The sequence below is a fragment of the Sporosarcina sp. P1 genome, assembly GCF_002743155.1.
GTDB classification, from domain to species: Bacteria; Bacillota; Bacilli; order Bacillales_A; family Planococcaceae; genus Sporosarcina; species Sporosarcina ureae_B.
In genome coordinates, this window is sequence record NZ_PDYS01000003.1 from 225,204 (window position 1) to 247,528 (window position 22,325).

The following is a 22,325-nucleotide window of genomic DNA, read 5'->3' on the forward strand; positions in this document are numbered from 1 at the left end:
TTTTGATAAGGTGGAAGAAAACTAGTGGAGTGATGGAATGAATTTCCGCAGGACGTATTCAAAGAACATTGTGATTCGGGCGTTAGTGCAAGGAGTAGCGATCGGTTTGGTCGCAGTACTAGTGATCGGGCTGACGATATCGACTACGGGAGGGAAAAAGGACAAGGCGAATGAAACGGTGGCGACGAATGGGCCGAAATCAGAGGAGAAGGGAGGCGCGACAGAGGGCGGGGAGACAATGTTTGTCAAACAGCATGGCGTGTTTTCCAGTCAGCAGGCAGCAGCGGATTTCGTAGCGGAGAATCCGAGTCTCGCGAGTACGGCTATCGTGCCAGCGGGAGAGCAGTTCTACGTCTGGGGAGCGGTCTGGTTGAAAGAGAGTGATGTAATTTTGAAGGAAGGCGAAGACGCATTCAAGAAAAGAATCACAGTCGTACCTGGCACTTGCAAGTCTGCAGATGCCGGATCGGTGAAAAATGCCTTGTTCGCGGAGGATCTATCGAAAATTGAATTGTCCAAGGATGGCAAAGAAGCGAAAAACGAAGGAGACTTTGCAAAGAAAGTGACTGCTATCACTGCGTTTACGAAGGATTCCTCTGTCGCGAGACTACATCTGTTGGCACATTATACGAACCAAGACCCATGCTTCAAAATTCAATTTTGACCCATTATAAGGGGGAAGAATTGAATTTTACCCTTTTTTCAAATCGCGTAGAATAGCGTACACTATGAAAAAGGGGGTTGTTCCAATGAAATTTATCAGTCTAAATCCTATCGTTCTCGCATCTTCTTCGCCGAGACGTAAAGAACTATTGCAGTTAGCAGGAATTGATTTCACCGTGAGACCGAGTGAAGTAGACGAGAATTTACCGTTTACGCCAGAAGAGCCATATGAGTATGCGGTCCGTCTGTCTGAGCAAAAGGCGCGCGCGGTATTTGAATCAGAAGAAGAGATTGTCATTGCCGCAGATACGATTGTTGTTAGAGAAGGCAGAGTATTCCCGAAGCCTGAAGATGACGCGCAAGCCATTGATTTCTTGATGGAGCTGTCTGGAGAGTTGCATGAAGTGATTACGGGCGTGACAATTCTAGCAAACGAGAAGAAGATACAATTTGCTGGTTTGTCTCAAGTGAAATTTAGGAAGCTGGATGAAGAGCTTGTTCATGCTTATGTGAAATCAGGCGATGCTTCAGATAAAGCAGGTGCATACGGCATCCAAACACAAGGGATGCTGTTTGTAGAAAATATGGTAGGCGATTATCAAAACATTGTAGGGTTGCCGATCAGTGAACTAGTCAATCGTATGCGTCAAGAAGGGTTGCTGATTTTAGAAGGTGATGCGTAATGCCACTTGATCTAGCCCCGCAAATGATGATCCGCGATGTGCATATCGCTGACAGACCCCGTGAGCGTTTAATACGGGAAGGGGCGAGTAGTTTATCCAATCAAGAGCTGATGGCGATTCTGTTGCGCTCAGGCTCACGCTCGGAGTCTGTTCTCGTACTTGCTAACCGTGTCTTGTCGACGATTGACCGTTTGCAAGATTTGAAAGAGCTGACAGTGGATGAGATGACGAAGATTAAAGGAATTGGTGAAGCCAAGGCGGTGCAGTTATTAGCCGCAGCAGAACTCGGCAAGCGTTTGTATCGGACAGCCCCGCATGAACGTTATAAAATTCGTTCACCGGAAGACGCCGCAAATTATTTAATGACGGATATGTCGTCGTTGAACCAGGAACATTTCGTGGTATTATTTTTGAATGTAAAAAATGAAGTGTTACATAAGCAGACGATTTTCATTGGTAGTTTGAATTCTTCCATCGTACATCCGCGCGAAGTGTTCCGTGAAGCGTTTAAACGGTCGGCCGCATCGATGATTATTTCCCATAATCATCCGAGTGGCGACACGACACCTTCAAGAGAAGACATTGAAGTAACGAAACGACTGATGGAAGCAGGTCAAATTATGGGCGTGGATGTGCTCGATCATATCATTATCGGTGATCAGAAATTCATTAGTTTAAAAGACAAAGGCTATATCTAAAAGCATGAAATTTATCGTAAGAAAGTGGAGAGACTGGGAAATCAGTCTCTTTTTCGATGTTTTTTGCAAACCGGCGTAGTGACACTGTAAATTAAGTTACCTTTCCGTTATAATGTGGTGTATGCTTTTAAGAATACCGATGATGGTTTTATAGAAAGGGAGAATTGACTTGTTTGGTTTCAGATCAAGAAACGTAGGAATTGACTTGGGGACAGCCAATACTCTAGTTTTCATTAAGGATAAAGGTATTGTGCTAAGGGAACCTTCCGTCGTAGCAAAAAATACGACGACTGGTGAAATCGTAGAGGTAGGCAGTAAAGCCCATGCAATGATCGGTCGGACACCGAGTTCAGTCGTGGCTATTCGCCCGATGCGAGAAGGAGTTATTGCAGATTTTGAAACAACAACTGCCATGATTCGTCATTATTTAAAAGAAGCGTTAAAATCAACAGGAACTTCCTGGACGAAGCCGACTGTCATGGTTTGTGTGCCATATGGGATTACATCCGTTGAGCAACGCGCGGTGATTGATGCTGCGCAACAAGCGGGAGCGAAAGCAGCGTATACGATCGAAGAACCTTTTGCGGCTGCAATTGGTGCGGATTTGCCAGTGTGGGAACCAACCGGCAGTATGGTCGTCGATATAGGTGGAGGTACGACGGAAGTGGCTATCATTTCTCTAGGCGGCATCGTGACGAGTACTTCGATCCGTGTAGGTGGAGATTCCATGGATTCGGCTATCATAACGTATATCCGTAAAGAATATAAATTGATGATCGGTGAACGTACTGCTGAAAATATCAAAATACAAATTGGTTCGGCGTTTGATTTGGATAAGACGGAAAAGATGGACATCCACGGTCGCGACTTATTGACAGGGTTGCCAAAAACGATGGAAGTTAATTCGCAGGAAATCACGAAAGCATTGCGTGAACCGATGGATTTGATTATTGAAGGTATGAGAAAGACACTTGAGCAGACACCACCTGAATTGGCATCCGATGTGATGGAGCGTGGAATAGTCTTAACGGGTGGCGGATCATTACTTCGTAACCTCGATAAAGCAATTTCCGAAGAAACAAAAATGCCTGCATTCGTAGCAGAAAACACACTTGACTGTGTTGTAATTGGAACGGGCAAGGCGTTGGATAATTTAGAGCTCATTAAGAGAATTCAATCATAATATAAATTGGAGGAGATGTAGGCAATGCCGCGTTTTTTTTCCAATAAACGATTAATCATTTTATTAATAGGAGTAATCGTCCTTGTGGCATTAATTGCATTTTCACTTCGCGACCGAGATCATGCAAATGTACCGGAACAAGCAGTGAAGGATGTCGTAGGTTTTGGGCAGTCGCTTGTTACGAAACCAGCCCACTTTGTAACGGGACTGATTGAAAATATTGATACGATGCTTAATACATACGAAGAAAACAAACGATTAAAAGAGCGTCTGGAAACGTATGCCGCCATGCAAGCGGAGTTAGTGGATGTCAAAGCAAATAATGTGAAATTGCGGGGAATCATTGATAAGCAAGAAGATCTGCGCGCATTTGAGCCGATTCAATCCACGGTGATCTCACGCAATCCCGATCAATGGGAAGAGAAGATCATCATCGACAAAGGAACGACATCTGGAGTGGACGTCAATATGGCGGTCATGACGGCGCAAGGTCTGATCGGGAAAGTCATTTTGTCGACTCCATTCACGTCCACAGTCGAATTGATTTCGACTGAAAACAGCGATTTCCGTGTGGCGGCTATGGTAGTTGGCGAAGAAGAAATGTTCGGTTTGATCGAAGGATACGATCGGACTGCGGGACAGTTGATCATGAAGCGGCTAGATTCGAGCTTCAATGTAAAAAAAGGGATGCAAGTGATATCTTCTGGTCTCGGAGGAATCTTCCCTAAAGGTATTTTAATAGGGGAAGTAACCGAAGTTTCCACGGATGATTATGGTCTGACGAAACTGGCCTATATAAAACCGGCAGCTACTTTCTCACGACTAGATCATGTGATGATTGCAAAGCGTACCATGACGGTTGTCGATGGGACTGACGGGGGCAACTCCGCAGATACTAAAGGAGACGATGAGTCATGATCCGATTCATCATTCCTTTAATTGCTATTCTGTTATTTTTCTTGGAACCTATTTTCAGTCTGTTTTCACCGATTGAAATAAAAGGTGATCTATATGTCATGGTGCCTAGGTTCTTAATTGTCTATTTAATTTTTATTGCGACGTATTATAATAGCAAGCGAGCGATTATTTACGGATTTGTCCTCGGACTGTTGTATGATATGTATCATATTGATATTATTGGATTATACACATTCATGTATCCGCTGATTTGTTACGTTGCGGCATTAATAATTCGACAAATTGAGCGTCATACCGTGACGGTTATGGTATTATCAGTAGTAATGATTGTGGTACTGGAATTGTTGTCGTACTTTTTTGCTAGTGTGATTGCGTTAACGTCTATTGATTTTGGCGAATTCTTCACGAGTCGACTCGTTCCGACAATGATTGCGAATTCATTATTTATCGTGATGTTCGGCTATCTATTCAAACAGATTACAGAGAAAAGATTTTTTCAAAAACAAGCAGGTTTTTAAGTATTGTGAGGTGATGTAGGTGACGAAATCACAGTTGATAACGATAAAAGGAACAAAAGACGGCTTAGTCTTACGATTGGATGACCATTGTGCATTTACCGAATTGCTAAGTGAGTTGAAAGAAAAAGTGCAGAGCAGCGTACTTGAAGGTGTGTCTGAAGTACAGTTGCATCTGGGGCATCGTTATTGTGACGAGAAAGACATGAACAAGATTCAATCGGTCATTCATACTTCTCCTCATTTGCGAGTTTCGAAGGTACATAGTGACGTCATTTCGTTAAAAGAGTGTGAGAGAAAGTTGATCGAGAAGCAGTCCGAAACCTATATAGGAATCGTTCGATCGGGTCAGGTCGTAAAGGCTGATGGCGATTTGGTCATTATCGGTGATGTGAATCAGAGTGCGCAAGTCATTGCAGGCGGTAGTATCTATGTACTGGGTCGTGTAAAAGGCATTGCACATGCGGGAGCACAAGGCAATAAAGATGCAGTCATTGCTGCATCTTGGCTGGAGGCGACGCATCTGAAAATTGCGGATAAGATCGAAATCATGACCGACGAATTGACGATTCTTTCTGAGCAACCTGAAATGGAATGTGCGTATCTTCAAAAGAATGGGCAGATTGCGATAGACCGTCTTCAGGAGCTCCGATATTTACGTCCGGACCTTGCTACATTTAAGGGAGGTATATAATTTGGGAGAAGCAATTGTCATTACTTCTGGTAAAGGTGGCGTTGGAAAAACAACAACGTCAGCCAATCTTGGTACCGCTCTTGCGTTACAAGGAAAAAAAGTGTGTTTAATCGATACAGATATCGGTCTGCGTAACTTGGACGTAATTCTCGGCTTAGAAAATCGGATCATTTATGATTTGGTCGATGTGGTGGAAGAGCGTTGTAAAGTACATCAAGCTCTTGTGAAAGATAAACGTTTCGAGGATCGATTGTTCTTGCTGCCAGCAGCACAGACGACTGATAAGAGTGCCGTGAATCCGGAACAGATGAAGAAGCTAGTTTTAGAATTAAAACAGGATTATGATTACGTCTTGATTGACTGCCCAGCAGGAATTGAGCAAGGGTTCAAAAATGCGATTTCTGGTGCGGACCGCGCGATTGTCGTAACCACTCCAGAGATTTCCGCTGTGCGTGACGCAGACCGTATTATTGGACTGCTTGAAGCTGAAGAAGAACTTGAACCGCCGAAATTGATTATTAACCGTATTAGAAGCGGTATGATGGAAAGTGGCGAAACATTGGATGTCAATGAAATCACGACGCATTTATCGATTGATTTATTAGGTATCGTGATGGATGATCAAAATGTTATTTCTGCTTCAAATAAAGGCGAACCTGTCGTGATGGACCCGACAAACCCTGCTGCAATTGGTTATCGCAACATTGCACGACGTATCTTAGGTGAGTCTGTGCCATTGATGACGATGGAGAAAAGTAAAGCTGGTTTCTTCGGCAAGATCAAAAATATGTTCGGCAAATAATTCAATTTCAAAACTCAGTGCCTTTTATGGTGCTGAGTTTTTTTCATTCGTCATTTAATTCTCCTTCTTTTCATACACTGCAGGTAAGGGAGGGGACGTGATGAAATGGAAAACAAAGTGGATCATTGCCATTGTGCTGTTAGTGTCTGTTGTAGGTTTATCAAAACTAGAAGAACGTCAGTTAGTCAATATACCCATTACGCAATATGTGACGACAGGGAAAGATTTTGTTGTGATGAAGAAGTGGGTTTCTTCTTGGATGGCAGAAGATGAAGTCATCACGGTATCAAGTGATGCAGCATTTAATCCATTGAAGACGTACGAATCGTTCCAGCCCTATCAAGATGGTGCGATCATCTCCTATACTCAACCTATGTCGATTACATCACAAGGAAGCGGATTAGTCGTCTTTACAGGCTATACAAGGCAGTCAGGAAAGACGGTGACTGTTCAGTACGATAACGGTGATGAGGTAACGTATGGATTTGTAGGCTCGTTCTCGACGCTTCCATATACGGCTGTGAGGCTTGGGGATGAGATTGCGATGATGGATGAGGAAGCGGTGTATATTCGCGTGAAACGCAATGGGATACCGCTAGAGCCTACCGTGCTGGCAACGTATATGTCAGGCGGTCAGCAATGAAGTATCGTATTCATCCGGTATTGTTGCCAATCTTTTTATTTTTCATGATCGTCGGAGGTGTGTCCTTGTATGCGATGCTCTTATTTTCTTTACTTTTTCATGAACTTGGACACGTATTGGCCGCTCGACACGTCGGAATGAAAATTAGAAGTTGTACTATCTTACCGTATGGAGGGGAATTGCAATTTGTTAATCGGCAGTTGGCAAATAAACAGCAACGGCTGATCGTGGCACTCGGAGGACCTGTCGCGACAGCCGTTTTGCTAGTACTTGGCATGTGTTTGACATTCCCGGGTGATGCGCAGTTTTTAAAGATTCAGATGATCTTGCTAAGCGTGAATTTATTACCCATTCTCCCACTTGACGGTGGACAAGTAGTGTCTATTTTGCTTGAGACTGAAGCAACGAAATACACTACACGCTCAAATTTCTTACTGTACTCAATTGTTGTGTCCGCATCACTGTGTGCATTTTTTATTGCGTACTTGCCGGATAGTTTGCCCCTCGTAATTATCACTTCATTTTTAGCAGTGCAAAACATTATTTCCTATCGCTTTAGAAGGTATGAGCGGGTCTTTGAGCAGCTCACTAAAAAAGAAACTTCCTTCTTTTAAAAGATTATAGGAATAATGCTTGACCTGCTCTTTTCTATGTGATAATATTTTACTGTTATTGATTGTAGCACCCGTGCTACAACCGCACTAAACAGGTTCAAGTATTCGTAGGTTGAATCACCTGTCAAGGCGAGTCTGTATAATTAGAGGAGGTGCAAGTATGTACGCAATTATTGAAACTGGTGGAAAACAAATCAAAGTTGAAGCGGGCCAAGAAATCTTCATTGAGAAGATTGCTGGTGAAGCTGATGAAGTGGTAACTTTTGACAAGGTGCTAATGGTGGGCGGAGATGACGTTAAAGTCGGTGCTCCATTCGTAGAAGGCGCAACTGTAACAGGTAAGGTTGTCAAGCAAGGCCGCGCAAAGAAAATTGTTGTTTTCAAATATAAGGCGAAGAAAAACTATCGCAAAAAACAAGGACACCGTCAGCCATACACGAAAATCGTTATTGACGGAATCAATCTATAATCCGGCATGATACATGTCAGAATTATAAAAGAGCCTTCTGGGCGCATCTCAGTTTTTGAGATGGATGGTCATGCAAACTTTGCAGAACACGGACAAGATCTAGTTTGCGCTGGTGCTTCTGCCGTATCATTTGGTGCGGTAAATGCTATTATGCAGTTGACTTCGATTGAACCCGATGTGGATCAAGGTGCGGATGGTGGATACTTACGTGTCGCGTTTCCGGTAACGGAACAAGATGCACAAGTTCAGCTACTCTTGCAAGCAATGATTATTTCTTTACAAACGATTGAATTAGACTATGCAGATTATATAAAATTATCCTTTGAAAAGTAGGAGGTGGCAGCTATGTTACGTTTAGATCTTCAGTTTTTCGCATCGAAAAAAGGTGTAGGTTCTACTAAGAACGGTCGTGATTCACATTCGAAACGTCTTGGTGCTAAGCGCGCAGATGGACAAATGGTTTCCGGTGGATCAATCCTTTATCGCCAGCGTGGAACTAAAATTCACCCAGGTGAAAACGTTGGACGCGGTGGAGATGATACTCTATTCGCAAAAATCGATGGCGTCGTTCGTTTTGAACGTCTTGGCCGCGACAAAAAGAAAGTCAGTGTCTACCCAGCAGCAACGCAAGAAGCTTAATTGGATAGCATGACGATGTGAAAGAGGACTGCACTTGTTGCAGTCCTTTTTCTTATGTCAAGATTATTGCTATGAGCGGTTGTAGGGAAAGTATGAGCGCTTAGCCTAGTTGATAGAGCGGGTAGCAAGTGTGTATGATCGCTTGATCGTTTTTGTGAGCGGATACAGGTTTTATTGATCGCTTACGAGGAAATAATGAGCGCTTGACTCATTTTGATGAAGATTGTCCATTAATTTCATGCAATTTGTCCCACGGTGAAGATTTTTTTAGTGATTTGCGCGTGAAAATGCTATACTAAGAAGTACGAAAACAGCTGGTGGTGAAAATATGGGGAAGAATGAGCTAAATGTGTCGCAAGCAGTGAGATTTAGTCGGCACGATCACATGAATGATCTGCAATTAATCCTTATGAATATTGATATGGGGAAATATACAGAAGCGCGAAACTGCATTCTTGAGAAAACGGGGGATATGCAGCGAGAGGCATTACTTCAGAAATTAGACATGCCTCTTACCGAAGAGTGGATCACGACACTTGGGTGGCGATATCCAGTTCTAAAGGTGCAACTGTATTGTGATATTACAGAAAAAATTGATTCAAGTGAAATCGACCAATTATTAGTCGAATACTTGGAACAAATTGTGCTGGCTGTAGAAGCGCAAATTCAGCGCTACGCAGATTGTCCGGTGACGATTGAAGTTACGACAGAAATTGCATCTTGGAGTATGCAACTGACATTTACCGAGCTGTACGCAAAGCAACTAGACATCCCAGAACATTCATCTCAGCTTACGGTCGAAGTCCTAGGTGAACCGAATCAATGGACGTTTACCATCAGTGGACAATTAGGAGGATTATAAATTATGTTTGTGGATCACGTGAAAGTATTTGTAAAAGGTGGCGACGGTGGCGATGGTATGGTTTCGTTCCGTCGTGAAAAATATATAGCCAATGGTGGACCATCCGGTGGCGATGGTGGGAAGGGCGCAGACGTCATCTTTATCGTGGATGAAGGGCTGCGTACGTTAATGGATTTCCGTTACCAGCGTCACTTTAAAGCGGATCGTGGAGAACACGGTCAAAGTAAGAATATGCACGGTCGCAGCGGTAAGCATATGATCGTGAAAGTTCCACCTGGCACAGTCGTCAAAGATGCGGAAACCGAAACGATTATCGCCGATTTGGTTGAACATGGCCAACAAGCAGTCATCGCGCGCGGTGGGCGTGGAGGACGCGGTAATAGCCGTTTCGTTACGCCACAGAACACAGCGCCAGAGCTTTCTGAAAAAGGCGAGCCAGGTGTTAGTAAGGATATTATCCTTGAATTAAAAGTTCTTGCTGACGTTGGTCTTGTTGGATTCCCAAGTGTCGGGAAATCGACGTTATTATCAGTCGTGTCTTCAGCTAAGCCGAAAATTGCGGATTATCACTTTACCACTTTAGTTCCGAATCTTGGAATGATCGAAACGGATGATCACCGTACATTCGTTATGGCAGATTTGCCGGGATTGATTGAAGGCGCGCATGAAGGAATTGGACTTGGCCATCAGTTCTTGCGTCACATCGAACGTACGCGTGTTATCGTCCACGTCATCGATATGTCGGGACTTGAAGGTCGTGAGCCATTCGAAGACTATCAGACGATCAATAAAGAACTTGAACAGTACAATATGCGATTGACTGAACGTCCACAGATTATTGTGGCGAATAAAATGGATATGCCGGATGCGCAAGACAACTTAGAGGCATTCAAAGAAGCACTCGGTGATGAAGAGATTCAAGTATTCCCGATTTCAGCATTGACGAGAACGGGTTTAGACCCATTGCTATATGCTATTTTAGACCTGCTTGAAACAACACCGGAATTCCCGATGTTGACTGATGCGGATGAAGAAGAAGCTAGCAACTCTGTATTGTATAAACACGAATCGACTGGCCCTGATTTCATTATTTCGCGTGACGATGATGGGGCGTTTATGTTGTCTGGTTATACGTTGGAGCGCTTGTTCCAGATGACCGATTTCAACTTCGATCAATCAGTTCGCAAGTTCTCTCGTCAGATGCGTGGTATGGGAATCGACGAAGCATTGCGTGAACGTGGTGCGAAAAATGGCGATATCGTACGTATCATGAGTTACGAATTCGAGTTCTTGGAGTAAGGAATGGCTCGTTTTGGGGGGAGCAAAATGGAACAAATCGGGGAAGGCCAGTTTTATTTAGTGCGCGAAGATGTATTGACTGAGTCGATGCAGAAAATGCTGGAAGCTAAACGAATGATGGCAAGGGGCGAGGTGACGACGATCCAAGAAGCAACCAAACGGGTCGGACTGTCACGCAGTGCCTTTTATAAATATCGTGATGCCGTGTTCCCGTTCGAGTCGATCGCACGGGACCGGATTTTAACGATTTTTATTCAACTGGAAGATTTAAAAGGTTCCTTAGCTGTGCTTTTGGAAATCGTCTCAGAGGCGAAATGTAATGTATTGACGATTCACCAGACGATTCCTGTACAGGGGCGCGCCAATATTACGTTATCGCTGGATGTGACGGAAATGGAAATTAAAGTAGAAGCGTTTTTACAGCGACTCAAAGCACCTCGATTTATTGATTCCGTTGACTTAATTAGTTCAGGGGTTTTCTGACCTCTTATATCAGTGGGGAGATGAAAGAATCATGACAGATAAGAAGTATGTACCTTCCGTTGCGTATTTGGGACCTGAAGCATCCTTCACCCATATTGCAGCGTCCGATTTATTCGGTATGGAAGGCTTAACGCCACGTCCGACGATTCCTGATTGTATAGAAGCGGTGACACAAGGACATGTCGCGTATGCGGTCGTTCCACTAGAGAATGCACTCGAAGGTTCCGTACCGTTGACGATTGATTATTTATTCAATAGTGAAGAGTTGTTTATTACGGCTGAAATTTCCACTCCGATTGAGCAGCATATGTTGGTGAATAAAACGCAGATCGATCATTTAGATGAATTGGATTCGATTCAGTCTCATCCGCATGCTTTAGCACAATGTCACAAGTTTTTGCAATATCGTTACCGAGGGATTCCGTTGATTCAGACAACGTCAACGGCAGCAGCAGCGAAAATGATTTCTGAACAGCCAGAACTACGTGTTGCGGCAATTGGCAACCGTTTGGCAGCAGAAACGTACGGCTTACATATAGCAGAAGAGAATATTCACGACTTCCACTTCAATCACACACGTTTCGTCGTGTTGTCGTTGCGTAAGGAGAAGCTGGAGCATTCGAGACATGCTTCTTCGATGAAGACGACATTGATGGTGAAGTTGCCTGAAGACGACCGTCCAGGGATGCTACATCAGATTCTATCAGTGTTCTCGTGGCGTCGATTGAACTTGAGCAAGATTGAATCGCGGCCGTTGAAGACGGGTCTCGGCCATTATTTCTTTATTATTGATATTAATGAGTCGGAGGAGCATCCTATGATGAAGGGCGCCATGGAAGAGCTTGACGCGTTAGGTTGCACAGCTCGCTCGTTTGGAACGTACTATGTTTATGAATCTGGGGAATTTGTTTCTTAAGGACAGGCTGGACTTGCCCCAAGGTGAGCCAATTCTTCACTAGTGCAAAGATGTGCCACAACCGTGATGCTTATTAACGTGTATTGTATATTGGCTTGTAATAGGTAACTGCACTGGAAATAGGACTAAATCTACCCTTGAACTTAACTAAGTTCAAGGGCTTTACTAATTCATGCACAATCATAAATAAGAGTTCTATGTCCATCCGCTATAAACGTAGGATTGAAGCGGCGGCTCAAGCCACGCCCACCGGAAAGCGTTCCTAGCCGGAGCGGAAATCCCATACACTCTCTAATTGAACTGTCTTCATTCCACCATCCTCTATTCCACAGGGTGGTTTTTTATTTGGAATAAACAAGTCCCTGATGAATATACATAACAAGAGAGGAGGCCTACACATATTGTCACAAAAGTAGGCGTCCGTTCATACGATGGATTGATGGAAGGGGGAATTGTTAGTGGAAGTTCATATTGTCGTCAAGGGTGATACATTATGGAAGATCGCAAGACAATACGGTATACCGTTCGAGGAACTGAAACGGGTGAATGCGCACCTGGCGAATCCTGACTATATCGTTCCCGGCATGAAAATATTTTTGCCGATGGATAAGAAAAAGCCTCATCATAAAGGTGATCACACGAAACCGCAGGAGAAGCCGCACGAAAAACCGCATCATGAAAAACCACATCATGAGAAACCACATCATGAGAAACCACATCATGAAAAACCGATGAAGCCGCCACACCAGGAGAAGCCTTCTAAGCCGGCACCTCCACAAACGAAACCATCGAAGCAACCAGTGCCGCCGCTACCACAAGCGCCACAGATGCCGCCGATGCAGCAGAAGCCTTTGCCGCAAGTACCGCCGATGCAACAGCAGCCCGCACCGCCACCTATGCCGCAACAACAGCAGACTTCACCGGCAGTGCCTCATATGCCGATGCCGCCAAGTATGCAGGCTCCACCGATGTGGCAGGCAGTATTCCCGATTTGCGGATGGATGCCAATTTTCGATGCGGACTGCCATCCACATATGCCTCACCAACCGATGCAGCCAATGCCACCGATGCCACCGTCGATGCAGGCGCCCATCAAACCGATGCCGCCAAAAGAGTCATCCAAGTGGTGTGAAGAGTCACCGCATCACCATAAACCGGTACCTGCACCTATGCCAGACGGTTGGCAGTTGATCGAATCGAGTTCATTACACATGAAACCGATGCCTCAACCGAAACCGCCTGTGATGCAGCCAAAGCCTCAACAGCCTGCACCGATGCCGATGCCGCAACAACCCACGATGCCGCCTAAAGCAGATATACCGCCATCATGGTGTCCGTCAAATCAGCCACATTGTTCGCCGAATTGGCCGGTTCAGCCTCAATGGTCGACTCAACCAGAATGCATGCCTGCAATGCAATGGATGCCGTATCCGCATATGATCCCAATGCCAATGCAACCGATGTGGCCACAACCTCCAGGTTATCAGAGTGATTGTGGGTGTAATACACCTCCACATCAACCGATGCCAATACCGGAGGACTGGCAACGAAACCAGTAACCGCATATGGCAGACAATCAGCGATTTACCAAAATCAAAAAGAATGTCTGGAAAATGGAATCAGGCGGAGCAATGTATTCTGTTAAGAAGTATGCATCACTCGCTCAAGCTGTAAAAGTTCGGCAAGTTCATCAATTACTTAGTGCACAACATTTTCCGTATATCTTGCCAATTGTCGATAAATCAGATCCGCTGTTAATCATGCAGCCGTGGCTCGAAAATGCGAAAGCGGTGAACTTTAAGCGCAGAATTGACCGCATCGATTCGTTCCGTGCGCTGCAAGCATTACATGAAACGAAATATACGATTGATTGGCAATCGATTTCCTGTCTTCCGCATTATCATATGATTGAGAAGTGGGAAGTCCGGCTTGCGCGGTTTGAAGAGTTGAGGGAAATGTGTGGAGCGTTTCTAGCTTCCTCAACGATCGATCAGTTATTAAAGTACGGACAGGATGCGTTACAGATAGCCAAGAAAGAACCACCTCCTGTACATTCCTTGACGCTGTTGCATGGTGATGTCGTACATCATAATATTTTGCGTGACTCGAATGGCAATATCCGCTTTATCGATTTTGATTTAGCATGCCTTGGAACGGAAGAGGATGAACGTGTGTTGTGGATGCATCGTGTGTTGCCACAGATTTCCTATAATCCGACGTTTTTGATGGGTGAGCATCCGGCGCTACAAACCTTGTCAAACCAGTCTCTTGCGAAATTATTATATCCGAATGAGGTCCTCCGAGAATGGTTACATCTGTTGTCGTTGCCCCTAGTGCAACAACAACGGATGGCCAGCAAACTTCTGCATTTCACAGATACCGCGCTCTCGCATTGGCCGAGATTATGGTATGATATAGAGCGAATGATGAAGTAGGAGGTTTGATCCATGGCAGGCCATTCAAAGTGGAAAAATATCCAAAATAGAAAAGGCGCACAGGATGCAAAACGAGGAAAGATCTTTCAGAAGATGTCGCGTGAAATTTACGTGGCAGCAAAGTCTGGCGGAGACGATCCAGACACGAATCCAGCTTTACGTCTAGCAATCGATAAATCAAAGAGTGCCAATGTCCCGAATGATGTTATTCAGCGGGCAATTGATAAAGCAACAGGTTCGGGTGCGGATGAAAACTACGAAGAAGTGATCTACGAAGGGTACGGACCGGGCGGTGTGGCTGTCCTCGTATATACTTTGACAGAAAACCGTAATCGTACGGGACCCAATATGCGCGTGGCATTCAATAAAAATGGCGGTAGTTTAGGAGAGACTGGCTCCGTCAACTATTTATTTGAACGCAAAGGCCGTTTGTTCATCGAACGTACGCAAGAAACGGACGAGGACGCAGTCATGCTGGCGGCTTTGGAAGCAGGAGCTGAAGATGTTATTTCGACAGAAGATGGATTTGAAATTCTGACGGAACCCTCTGAATTCCTGAATGTAAAAGAAGCGCTTGAAGCGGAAGATTTAGTATTTATTTCTGCAGAAGTAGATATGGTTCCATCCGTTTATGCGGATTTGAGTGAAGAGCAACAAGATCAGTTTATGAATATGATCGATGCGTTAGAAGATGACGACGACGTTCAAAACGTCTACTCTAATGCGTCGGATGCGTAAAGAATACTAGCCAGTCAACAACTTTCAAGTAAGTAAAGTTGTTGACTGGCTTTTTAGTGGTTGACAATGATAATGAGATTCATTATCATTTAAGTTAATTGCTAAAGAATTTATATGTTTAAGTTGAATAAAAGGGGGAAATAAATATGATTATCGTAACAAACACCAATAAGATTATTAAAGATCGTGGACATGAATTGGTTACGCGTTTTGATAAAAAAGGAAAAGTAGAGCAGATGGAAGGGTTTTTAGGTCTAGAAGTATTGTTCACGGACAATTTACCAGACTATGACGAAGTGACGATCAGTACCCGTTGGGAATCAAAACAAGCTTTTGAGGCATGGACGAAAAGCGATGCATTCAAGGAAGCGCATTCTCACCGCGACGGACAGCCGGGCTATGTTATTAGCAATAAAGTATCATTCTATGATGTTAGGGTAGTACGGGATCCGATCGTTGCGATGTGACCGCAAGCACCGTGTTTAGCTTTTTAGAAAAAAACACCTCTCACTTTCATACTGCCAAGTGAGAGGTGATATTATAGATATTATGCTTTGACGCTAGAAGATTTTGGTTTCGTTAAGAGACCGCCATTTTCTTTTAAGTATTTTTCAATACCTTCAGCTGCACGGTATGAAAGGGCACCGATTGTTGGTGTAGGGTGGTGACTACTAAAGTGAGGTAGTGCAGATCCGCCAACGACGAATAAGTTTTCCATTTCCCACAATTGTAAGTAGTTATTTACTGCAGACGTTTCTGGGTCTTCACCCATCGCTACGCCGCCAATATAGTGCATACCTTCGTAAGCGTGGTCAAATTGATCTGGTAATTCGTCTTGATCAATAATATCCGCGCCCATTGCTTCAACGATTTCAGTACATTTTTCAATACCGAATTTCGCAATGTTCTTATCTTGTTCTGTTAGTTTGTTTGTAATACGTAATAATGGATCTCCAAACTCATCTTTATAAGTAGGATCTAAGTCCATGAAGTTGTGCCACCAAGGCATAACTGCTGCCGAGTACCAAACCGTTAATGTACGGAAAGCGTAGAATAGAGATTTCTCTTTAAACTCTTCACCCCATGTTGGTGTACCTTTAGGGACAAAGTTATTCTTAATCGCCGCATCTCCGTATTGACGAAGTTCGATTCCGCCACCATGAATGAAGTCTAAATCCGTGTGGTCAAATAGGTCAGCGTCATAATCACTTACAGCGCCACCCAATCCACCAGCACCCATATAGTAGTTGAATTTCTTGTCATTAAAGAATCCTGTAGCCCCTAGGAAAGTACTGTTGAATTGTCCCGTGAAGTTACGGCCAATCGTTCCTTTTCTAGTCTCAGGGTTATAGATTTCACCAATATCCGATAACATCAGTAAGCGGTTATTTGAGAATGTGAATGCCGCAAGAACGACAACATCAGCTGGTTGTTCAAATTCTTGACCAGTTCTTGTATCCGTATATAAAACGCCCGTCGCTTTACCGTCTTTGTGTATAACTCTTCGTACGAGTGAATTGGTTCTGATTTCACAGTTACCTGTTTTTCGTGCAGTTGGGATAACTGTTGCAAGAGGATCTGATTTTGAACCGAAGTCACAGCCGTACATTGTACAGAATGAACAGAACATACATTGGTTCAACGTTTCACCATCAGGATTCGTATACGTTTGCGACATGTTTCCAGAAGCCATTTGATACGGGTGTAAACCGATTTCTTTTGCAGATTCTTTGAAAAGTTTAATCGCAGGTGAAGCTAACATTGGCGGGTTTGGATATTCATTTGATCTCTTGTCTCCAAGTGGATCTGGTTCTCCTGAAATCCCAGCCGTTTGTTCCCATTTAGCATAATAAGGCTCTAATTCGTCATAAGTAATTCCCCAGTCACGGATTTGCATCCCTTCTGGAATTTTACCTTCTCCGTAACGTTCAATTGTTTTCGAACGAATTTCGAAGTCATAAGAACGCCAGCGGTATACGGAACCTGCCCAGTGCATACTTCCGCCACCAAGGTCTGTCCCCGTATTCATATCTTTTTGTAAACGTACAGGTAATGCAGCATCGCCGATCGAAACACGAGATGTAATCGTATCGCCTGTTAATTTTTCAATCATTTCATGTCTGTTTGTATAACGTAGTTCATCTTTAACACCTATAAAATCTGAACGTGTTTGATCTTTACCACGTTCCAACATTACGACTTTATAGCCTGCTTTGGAAAGTTCAGCTGAAACAATTCCGCCAGCCCAACCACTACCAACGACTACAACGTCTACTTTTTCTAATTTTTTAGCCATTTATGCGTCCTCCTAAATTAAAGCCCTTGGTAATTACGTAAACTTGAAGGCTCCATTACAATAAACTCTTCTTCTTCGATTTTATCTAAAAAGCTCATGATTGGCCCAGGGTATTCTTTCATTCTCCAAGCTTCCATATTACGATTTCCACCGTAAACAGGATCTGCATAGACGCCTTCGATCGTTGTTTTTCGTAACAACTTAAAGAAATCTGAAGAATCTACTCCACTGAACTTCACTTCACCTTTTTCAAACATTTGTAAAATTTCATCTTGCTGTTCAGGTTCTAGATTAACAAATCGATCATCAAATTTATCTTGTGCAGTTTGCTCCATTGCGTTAATGCCTTCAAGGAAAAATGTACCTCTTGTCATTTTTGTTTGATAGTTAGCCGTTCCAGCTGGTATTTTCACAACGGAAGACGATGTAATCACTTCGTTATTTTGTCGTTTTTCTTCTTGATAAACGTCAGTTTTTACAATCGATGGGAAAGGACCGTGCATATAATCATTCGCATTTCTTCCCCAGTTACTTGCACATTGACGGTCAATGAAATACGGCACACCTAGTTCGATTGCACCCATTCCATTTTTATTCTCTGGGTAAATTCTTTCTGTTGCAGCAGATAGCAACGCAAAGTCTTCATTTCGACTGAAAAACGTACGCGCATCAAACGTAACTTGTTTACTCGCTTGTGGTGTTGCTTCTTCCTTTGTACCTTTTTGGAACTGATTCGTTAGCAAACCACCAAAGAGAGAGCCACCTAAAAGTCCACCAGCGACAAGACCGCCACTCTTCAAAAACTTTCTTCGACTTAAATCTTGAGTATCTTGATTGGGATTTTTATTATTTGTCATAGTTTAGTTCCTCCTTCACATTTGTCATGAAATGTGGCGACTTTTGCCGAGGCAAGTGTAATCGCACCGTCTACTTACTTTATTGACTCAGACTTTTCTATTTCAGTTTTCTTGTCTTTGTCGTCTTCTAAAATGTCTTTTGTTGCCTTTTTAAATTCTGCTAACGTTTTCCCGACAGCGGAACCAATTTCAGGCAATTTTCGTGGTCCAAATAAAATTAAAATAATTACTAATATAATTATTAATCCTGGTACACCGATCGATGCTAAACTCAAATAACTCCCTCCTTTTACATTAACTTTACATATCTACAATGTATTGGTAGAGCTCTAGCTAGTCTGCTAAATTCGTAAGGGAATTCTGGCCCTCATATATGATAGTGTTATTCGACAAAAAATGCAAAGTAATTTTACTAACCTTTTTTAGACAAATTTATTATATGAATAAATTAAATAATCGTACTAAATGCTATAATGGGAACATTTCGAAATGGGCATAGAGTCCGGTGTAGTCGCAACGTTACAGACGACGAATTACTAATCCGAACTGTGAATTTTCACCAATACAATGGTCATGACTATCATGATTAGTATGAGCAATCAAACGTAGGGTGAAATGATGTATCGATTTGAAGTTTTCTTCTAAGGAAGGTAATGAGGATGTATAGAGATGAAGTGAGAAATCTTTTAGTTAATAATAGTGCATAGAAGTTCAATCCGGCTTTCATCATATTATTCGGTTCATATACGGAAGGAACGACCCATGTAGATAGTGATAGGGATCTGGCATATCTCAGTAATAAAGAAATATAAGGAGTGATAAAATGAGTAAAGATAATGAAACTCCTGAAGAAAGACGTGAAAGGATAAGGCAGAAGGAGTGAAAGCATCCAGCTAGCAGTATGCATGGAAGCGTACTTTCTGATTTAGTAGGTGACTTAAGTTGGAAAGGTACTGGTCTGTTGATTCTTTTATTAATAATAGGCTCTATTATATATGCTATTTTCATTCGCTAATCGGGTGCTTTTAACGAATGGTTTGTATAGCACTCATGTAGTTCATCGGAGAGAAAACCTTCATGAAAGAGCTTTCGCGAGTAGAGTTGGTATTGCTGAAGCTAGATTGTCTCGATAAAAGAAGTTGAATTTTGTGATCGGGCAGAAAACGTTTTCTATGTATCCTTGAAGAGTGGGTTGATAAATAGTATATGTAAAAGCTAATTCATTTTGCTGTCAACTAAACTACCTAAAAAGTCTTCGTTCTATGGTGAAATGAAGACTATTTAGGTAGTAGCTTTCATGTGTACTAATCAATTACAGAGGTCAAAAATTCCATCACCTGCTTTTTACTATTTACGCACTTCTAGCGTCTCCAACATTTGTTCAAATCGTGCACCATGACCTTCTTGTGCTTCTAGGAAGTAGTTCTCTTTTATGAGCAATGTCCCACCATCTACTTCCATCATAAAGATCGTCACGACTTCGCTATCCGGTTCTTTTCCTGCAGTTCCATGCAAAGAAAGGGCGTTTACTGGTGTGGAAATAGTCTTTTCCTCAAGCGGCATACTGTATTCCTGTTTCATATCTTCCTTTACACTTTCTGGCGTTTGATCTTCGACGTATAGAAATGTCATATTCACCTCAGGATAATCAGTAGGGATTGCGACAATAGGACTGAGCTTGTCTTCTTTCTCACCGTTTTCAAACGTATAGTATGCTGGATCGATGTACAGCGAGTACACGGCATTGCTGCCTTCGACGAGGTCCATTGTGATAGTGGAGTCTTCACCTTCAACAGATAGAACAACATCCATCGTTGGTTCGCGGTCAGGCAACGCAGTAGGTATTTCAGGCGCTATGTCAACAGGTGTTTCAGCGGATGGCTTCACTTCTTTAGTAGGTTTTTCGGCTTCTGAATTACAACCGACAAGTAGCAGTGACATAGCAAAGCTTGCGTATATGATTTTTTGCATATGACAACCTCCTTTAGAATGGGCCTCAGAACTTCTTTATATATATACGTTTAAACGACGTTGAAGGTTTCACAAGCTAAGCAAATCATTAGAAATAAAAATAGGCAAGCGCTATGATAAAACCTGCAGATATTAAATACAAGGGAGATTTTCATTATGACAATTAAAGTCAAAGCGGTAATCGGAAGTACAAGTTCCACTTCATACAATTTAAAGTTAGTACAATTTATGGCTGAGCGTTATAAAGAGGAATTGGAAATTACACCGGTTCTCATTAATGACTTAGAAATGTTCTCTATTGATATTGAAAGCGAACCACCTGTAGCCGTACAAACATTTAAAGCTGATGTCAAAGATTCAGACGCAGTGATGTTCGCGACACCTGAATATAACTTCTCTATTCCGGGCGCAATGAAAAATGCGTTGGATTGGTTGTCACGTGGCGGGGACTTTACGTTGCACGGCAAAACAGGCTTTATTGTTGGATCATCAATGGGAGTTTTCGGTTCAGTGAGAGCACAGATCCACTTACGCGAAATTCTTTCTAACCCGGCACTAGCGCCAAACTTGTTGCCGGGCAACGAAGTATATATCGGTGCTGTTCACACAAAAATGGATGAAGAAGGAAATATTACAGATGAAGCTACAATCGCATTCCTTGATACTGTAGTACAAAATTTCATCGCATTCCATAAGAAACAACAAGCAATCGCACACGCATAAGTAGGATGAATGTTGCTGTCCAAGTCGTCATTATTTTAAATGACGACTTGGACAGCTCTTTTTTGATGCGAAATAGTATGCGATAAGAAAACAAAAGGCTGGCAGAGGTGTTGGGGATGGGGATTGGTGCTTCGGAGTGGACGCTTTCCTAGAGGGCCCGCGGTGAGACAACTGTCGAGCTGATCCTCTGGGAGTCGCCTCTCGTACGCGCCAAACCCTTGCAATGTAAGTGGTAAATACTTTTCGTTGTGCAATGAAATAAGTGTTGTAATAGGCTTTGAACTTTAGTACTTGAATCTATATAAATTGAGACATTACAATAATTCACACACTAACTACAGTGACTGACCTAAGTAACACAACTATCAACGTAGGATGGAAGCGGAAGTTGGGGCGACTCCTGGAGGGTCAGCGTGAGTTCGAGACCCTGGACTGAACGAAGTGAGGGAAGCGGCTCGGGCCACGCCCTCAGGAAAGCGTCCCCAACTGGAGCTTCCATCCCATCACACTCACAAATTCTCTCACCACTTTATTTATGCAAATTTTCGAAGGTCGTACAAGTAGAAAACCCGTTCGTATGCTATAATAGCAGGTATACTTTAGGGGGAGAATATTTTGTACGATTACATAAAAGGCCATGTGACACGCGTGACACCAGAATATGTTGTGCTGGAGCAATCGGGAATCGGTTGGCAAGTTATGACGCCGAATCCATTTGCGTTCCACGTAACCGACGAGGTGCAGCAAGTGTTCACGTATTTGCATGTGCGTGAAGATACGCAGTTATTGATCGGCTTCAAGACGCTGGAACAACGTGAACTGTTCCGTAAACTGATTACCGTTTCGGGAATCGGTCCTAAAGGCGCGCTCGCAATTCTTGCGAACGGCTTGCCTTCTCAAGTAGTGAGTGCGATTGAGCGTGAAGATGAAGCATTCCTTGTGCAATTTCCGGGTGTCGGCAAGAAGACAGCGCGTCAGATGATTTTGGATTTAAAAGGCAAACTTCATGATCTATTTACGGAAATTGATTTGCCGGATTCCGAGGACACGCTCTTGACACTTACTGAAAGTGATGAGCTCGATGAAGCAATGTTAGCGTTGACTGCGCTTGGTTATTCTGATCGCGAACTGAAGAAAGTGAAGCCGAAACTCGAGAAAGAAGAACTCGATACAGAAGGCTATATGCGACTGGCGTTAAAATTACTATTGAAACAAGGCTAATAC

The 22,325-nt window shown here is 43.1% G+C and carries 28 protein-coding genes, 1 pseudogene and 1 other annotated feature; of the genes and pseudogenes, 25 read left to right on the forward strand and 4 right to left on the reverse strand.

All coding sequences use genetic code 11. The annotated features are described in order from the left end of the window. Positions 1-37 precede the first annotated feature (37 nt). The 21 genes from CSV73_RS05940 (at position 38) to isdG (ending at position 15,721) form a co-directional block, all read left to right on the forward strand. Positions 38-664: a hypothetical protein gene (locus CSV73_RS05940; RefSeq protein ID WP_099626859.1), complete on the forward strand. Its 627-nt coding sequence runs from the start codon at positions 38-40 to the stop codon at positions 662-664. An 85-nt stretch (positions 665-749) separates the two neighbouring features. Next, on the forward strand, positions 750-1,346 hold the full coding sequence (locus tag CSV73_RS05945) for a Maf family protein (protein ID WP_099626860.1): 597 nt from the start codon (positions 750-752) through the stop codon (positions 1,344-1,346). Further along, positions 1,346-2,044, forward strand: coding sequence for a RadC family protein (gene radC, locus CSV73_RS05950; RefSeq protein ID WP_085131030.1), 699 nt, complete (start codon positions 1,346-1,348; stop codon positions 2,042-2,044). Before CSV73_RS05945 ends, radC begins: the two co-directional genes overlap by 1 nt. 169 nt (positions 2,045-2,213) lie before the next feature. Then, positions 2,214-3,227, forward strand: coding sequence for a rod shape-determining protein (locus CSV73_RS05955; protein WP_085131029.1), 1,014 nt, complete (start codon positions 2,214-2,216; stop codon positions 3,225-3,227). 24 nt (positions 3,228-3,251) lie between these two features. After that, on the forward strand, positions 3,252-4,145 hold the full coding sequence (gene mreC / locus CSV73_RS05960) for a rod shape-determining protein MreC (protein WP_085131028.1): 894 nt from the start codon (positions 3,252-3,254) through the stop codon (positions 4,143-4,145). Beyond that, a complete protein-coding gene (gene mreD / locus CSV73_RS05965) occupies positions 4,142-4,663 on the forward strand; it encodes a rod shape-determining protein MreD (protein WP_085131027.1) in 522 nt (173 codons plus the stop codon). The genes mreC and mreD overlap by 4 nt, the downstream gene beginning before the upstream one ends. A gap of 19 nt (positions 4,664-4,682) precedes the next feature. Continuing rightward, positions 4,683-5,354 carry a septum site-determining protein MinC gene (gene minC, locus CSV73_RS05970; protein WP_085131026.1) on the forward strand — a complete coding sequence of 224 codons (672 nt, stop codon included), beginning with the start codon at positions 4,683-4,685 and terminating at the stop codon, positions 5,352-5,354. 1 nt (position 5,355) lies between these two features. Then, on the forward strand, positions 5,356-6,156 hold the full coding sequence (minD, locus tag CSV73_RS05975) for a septum site-determining protein MinD (RefSeq protein ID WP_085131025.1): 801 nt from the start codon (positions 5,356-5,358) through the stop codon (positions 6,154-6,156). 100 nt (positions 6,157-6,256) lie between these two features. Next, positions 6,257-6,799 (forward strand): peptidoglycan DD-metalloendopeptidase family protein, encoded by a 543-nt coding sequence (locus CSV73_RS05980; protein ID WP_085131024.1) that lies wholly within the window; start codon positions 6,257-6,259, stop codon positions 6,797-6,799. Continuing rightward, the gene (locus CSV73_RS05985) at positions 6,796-7,413 is read left to right on the forward strand and encodes a metalloprotease (protein WP_099626861.1); all 618 of its coding nucleotides are present in this window, start codon (positions 6,796-6,798) and stop codon (positions 7,411-7,413) included. Before CSV73_RS05980 ends, CSV73_RS05985 begins: the two co-directional genes overlap by 4 nt. A 70-nt stretch (positions 7,414-7,483) precedes the next feature. Beyond that, positions 7,484-7,560: a sequence feature (ribosomal protein L21 leader region), on the forward strand. A 13-nt stretch (positions 7,561-7,573) separates the two neighbouring features. Next, the gene (rplU, locus tag CSV73_RS05990; RefSeq protein WP_085131022.1) at positions 7,574-7,882 is read left to right on the forward strand and encodes a 50S ribosomal protein L21; all 309 of its coding nucleotides are present in this window, start codon (positions 7,574-7,576) and stop codon (positions 7,880-7,882) included. Between the two features lie 6 nt (positions 7,883-7,888). Beyond that, positions 7,889-8,215, forward strand: coding sequence for a ribosomal-processing cysteine protease Prp (locus CSV73_RS05995; RefSeq protein WP_085131021.1), 327 nt, complete (start codon positions 7,889-7,891; stop codon positions 8,213-8,215). 12 nt (positions 8,216-8,227) lie between these two features. Further along, a complete protein-coding gene (gene rpmA / locus CSV73_RS06000) occupies positions 8,228-8,521 on the forward strand; it encodes a 50S ribosomal protein L27 (protein WP_085131020.1) in 294 nt (97 codons plus the stop codon). 328 nt (positions 8,522-8,849) lie between these two features. Next, complete coding sequence (locus CSV73_RS06005; RefSeq protein ID WP_085131019.1) at positions 8,850-9,383, forward strand: Spo0B domain-containing protein; 534 nt, start codon at positions 8,850-8,852, stop codon at positions 9,381-9,383. A 3-nt stretch (positions 9,384-9,386) separates the two neighbouring features. Further along, entirely contained in the window at positions 9,387-10,682 is a 1,296-nt protein-coding gene (gene obgE / locus CSV73_RS06010; RefSeq protein ID WP_085131018.1) for a GTPase ObgE, read from the forward strand. Between the two features lie 27 nt (positions 10,683-10,709). Further along, positions 10,710-11,165, forward strand: coding sequence for an ACT domain-containing protein (locus tag CSV73_RS06015; protein WP_085131017.1), 456 nt, complete (start codon positions 10,710-10,712; stop codon positions 11,163-11,165). A 31-nt stretch (positions 11,166-11,196) separates the two neighbouring features. After that, on the forward strand, positions 11,197-12,081 hold the full coding sequence (gene pheA, locus CSV73_RS06020) for a prephenate dehydratase (RefSeq protein ID WP_099626862.1): 885 nt from the start codon (positions 11,197-11,199) through the stop codon (positions 12,079-12,081). A 458-nt stretch (positions 12,082-12,539) separates the two neighbouring features. After that, complete coding sequence (locus CSV73_RS06025; RefSeq protein WP_158232292.1) at positions 12,540-13,640, forward strand: LysM peptidoglycan-binding domain-containing protein; 1,101 nt, start codon at positions 12,540-12,542, stop codon at positions 13,638-13,640. A gap of 6 nt (positions 13,641-13,646) precedes the next feature. Continuing rightward, entirely contained in the window at positions 13,647-14,516 is an 870-nt protein-coding gene (locus tag CSV73_RS06030) for a phosphotransferase (RefSeq protein WP_085131014.1), read from the forward strand. A 12-nt stretch (positions 14,517-14,528) separates the two neighbouring features. Then, the gene (locus tag CSV73_RS06035; protein ID WP_099626864.1) at positions 14,529-15,254 is read left to right on the forward strand and encodes a YebC/PmpR family DNA-binding transcriptional regulator; all 726 of its coding nucleotides are present in this window, start codon (positions 14,529-14,531) and stop codon (positions 15,252-15,254) included. Positions 15,255-15,400: 146 nt separating this feature from the next. Next, positions 15,401-15,721 (forward strand): heme oxygenase, encoded by a 321-nt coding sequence (gene isdG, locus CSV73_RS06040; protein WP_099626865.1) that lies wholly within the window; start codon positions 15,401-15,403, stop codon positions 15,719-15,721. A gap of 80 nt (positions 15,722-15,801) precedes the next feature. On the opposite strand, the gene CSV73_RS06045 is transcribed toward isdG, so the two are convergent. The 3 genes from CSV73_RS06045 to tatA form a co-directional block, all read right to left on the reverse strand. Continuing rightward, complete coding sequence (locus CSV73_RS06045; protein WP_099626866.1) at positions 15,802-17,550, reverse strand: GMC family oxidoreductase; 1,749 nt, start codon at positions 17,548-17,550, stop codon at positions 15,802-15,804. 17 nt (positions 17,551-17,567) lie between these two features. Beyond that, on the reverse strand, positions 17,568-18,407 hold the full coding sequence (locus CSV73_RS06050) for a gluconate 2-dehydrogenase subunit 3 family protein (protein ID WP_085131010.1): 840 nt from the start codon (positions 18,405-18,407) through the stop codon (positions 17,568-17,570). 74 nt (positions 18,408-18,481) lie between these two features. Beyond that, entirely contained in the window at positions 18,482-18,682 is a 201-nt protein-coding gene (gene tatA, locus CSV73_RS06055; RefSeq protein ID WP_085131009.1) for a twin-arginine translocase TatA/TatE family subunit, read from the reverse strand. Positions 18,683-19,132: 450 nt separating this feature from the next. On the opposite strand from tatA, the gene CSV73_RS16925 reads away from it, so the two are divergent. Beyond that, positions 19,133-19,219, forward strand: coding sequence for a nucleotidyltransferase domain-containing protein (locus CSV73_RS16925; protein ID WP_099626890.1), 87 nt, complete (start codon positions 19,133-19,135; stop codon positions 19,217-19,219). A gap of 86 nt (positions 19,220-19,305) precedes the next feature. After that, positions 19,306-19,422, forward strand: a pseudogene (locus CSV73_RS16930) (DUF6366 family protein); the annotation flags it as partial. Between the two features lie 332 nt (positions 19,423-19,754). Here CSV73_RS16930 and CSV73_RS06070 read toward each other — a convergent pair. After that, on the reverse strand, positions 19,755-20,378 hold the full coding sequence (locus CSV73_RS06070) for a hypothetical protein (protein ID WP_099626867.1): 624 nt from the start codon (positions 20,376-20,378) through the stop codon (positions 19,755-19,757). A 156-nt stretch (positions 20,379-20,534) separates the two neighbouring features. Here CSV73_RS06070 and CSV73_RS06075 point away from each other — a divergent pair, with 156 nt between their 5' ends. Next, a complete protein-coding gene (locus CSV73_RS06075; protein WP_099626868.1) occupies positions 20,535-21,101 on the forward strand; it encodes an NADPH-dependent FMN reductase in 567 nt (188 codons plus the stop codon). 615 nt (positions 21,102-21,716) lie between these two features. Beyond that, a complete protein-coding gene (gene ruvA, locus CSV73_RS06080; RefSeq protein WP_085131006.1) occupies positions 21,717-22,322 on the forward strand; it encodes a Holliday junction branch migration protein RuvA in 606 nt (201 codons plus the stop codon). The last annotated feature ends 3 nt before the right edge of the window (positions 22,323-22,325 follow it).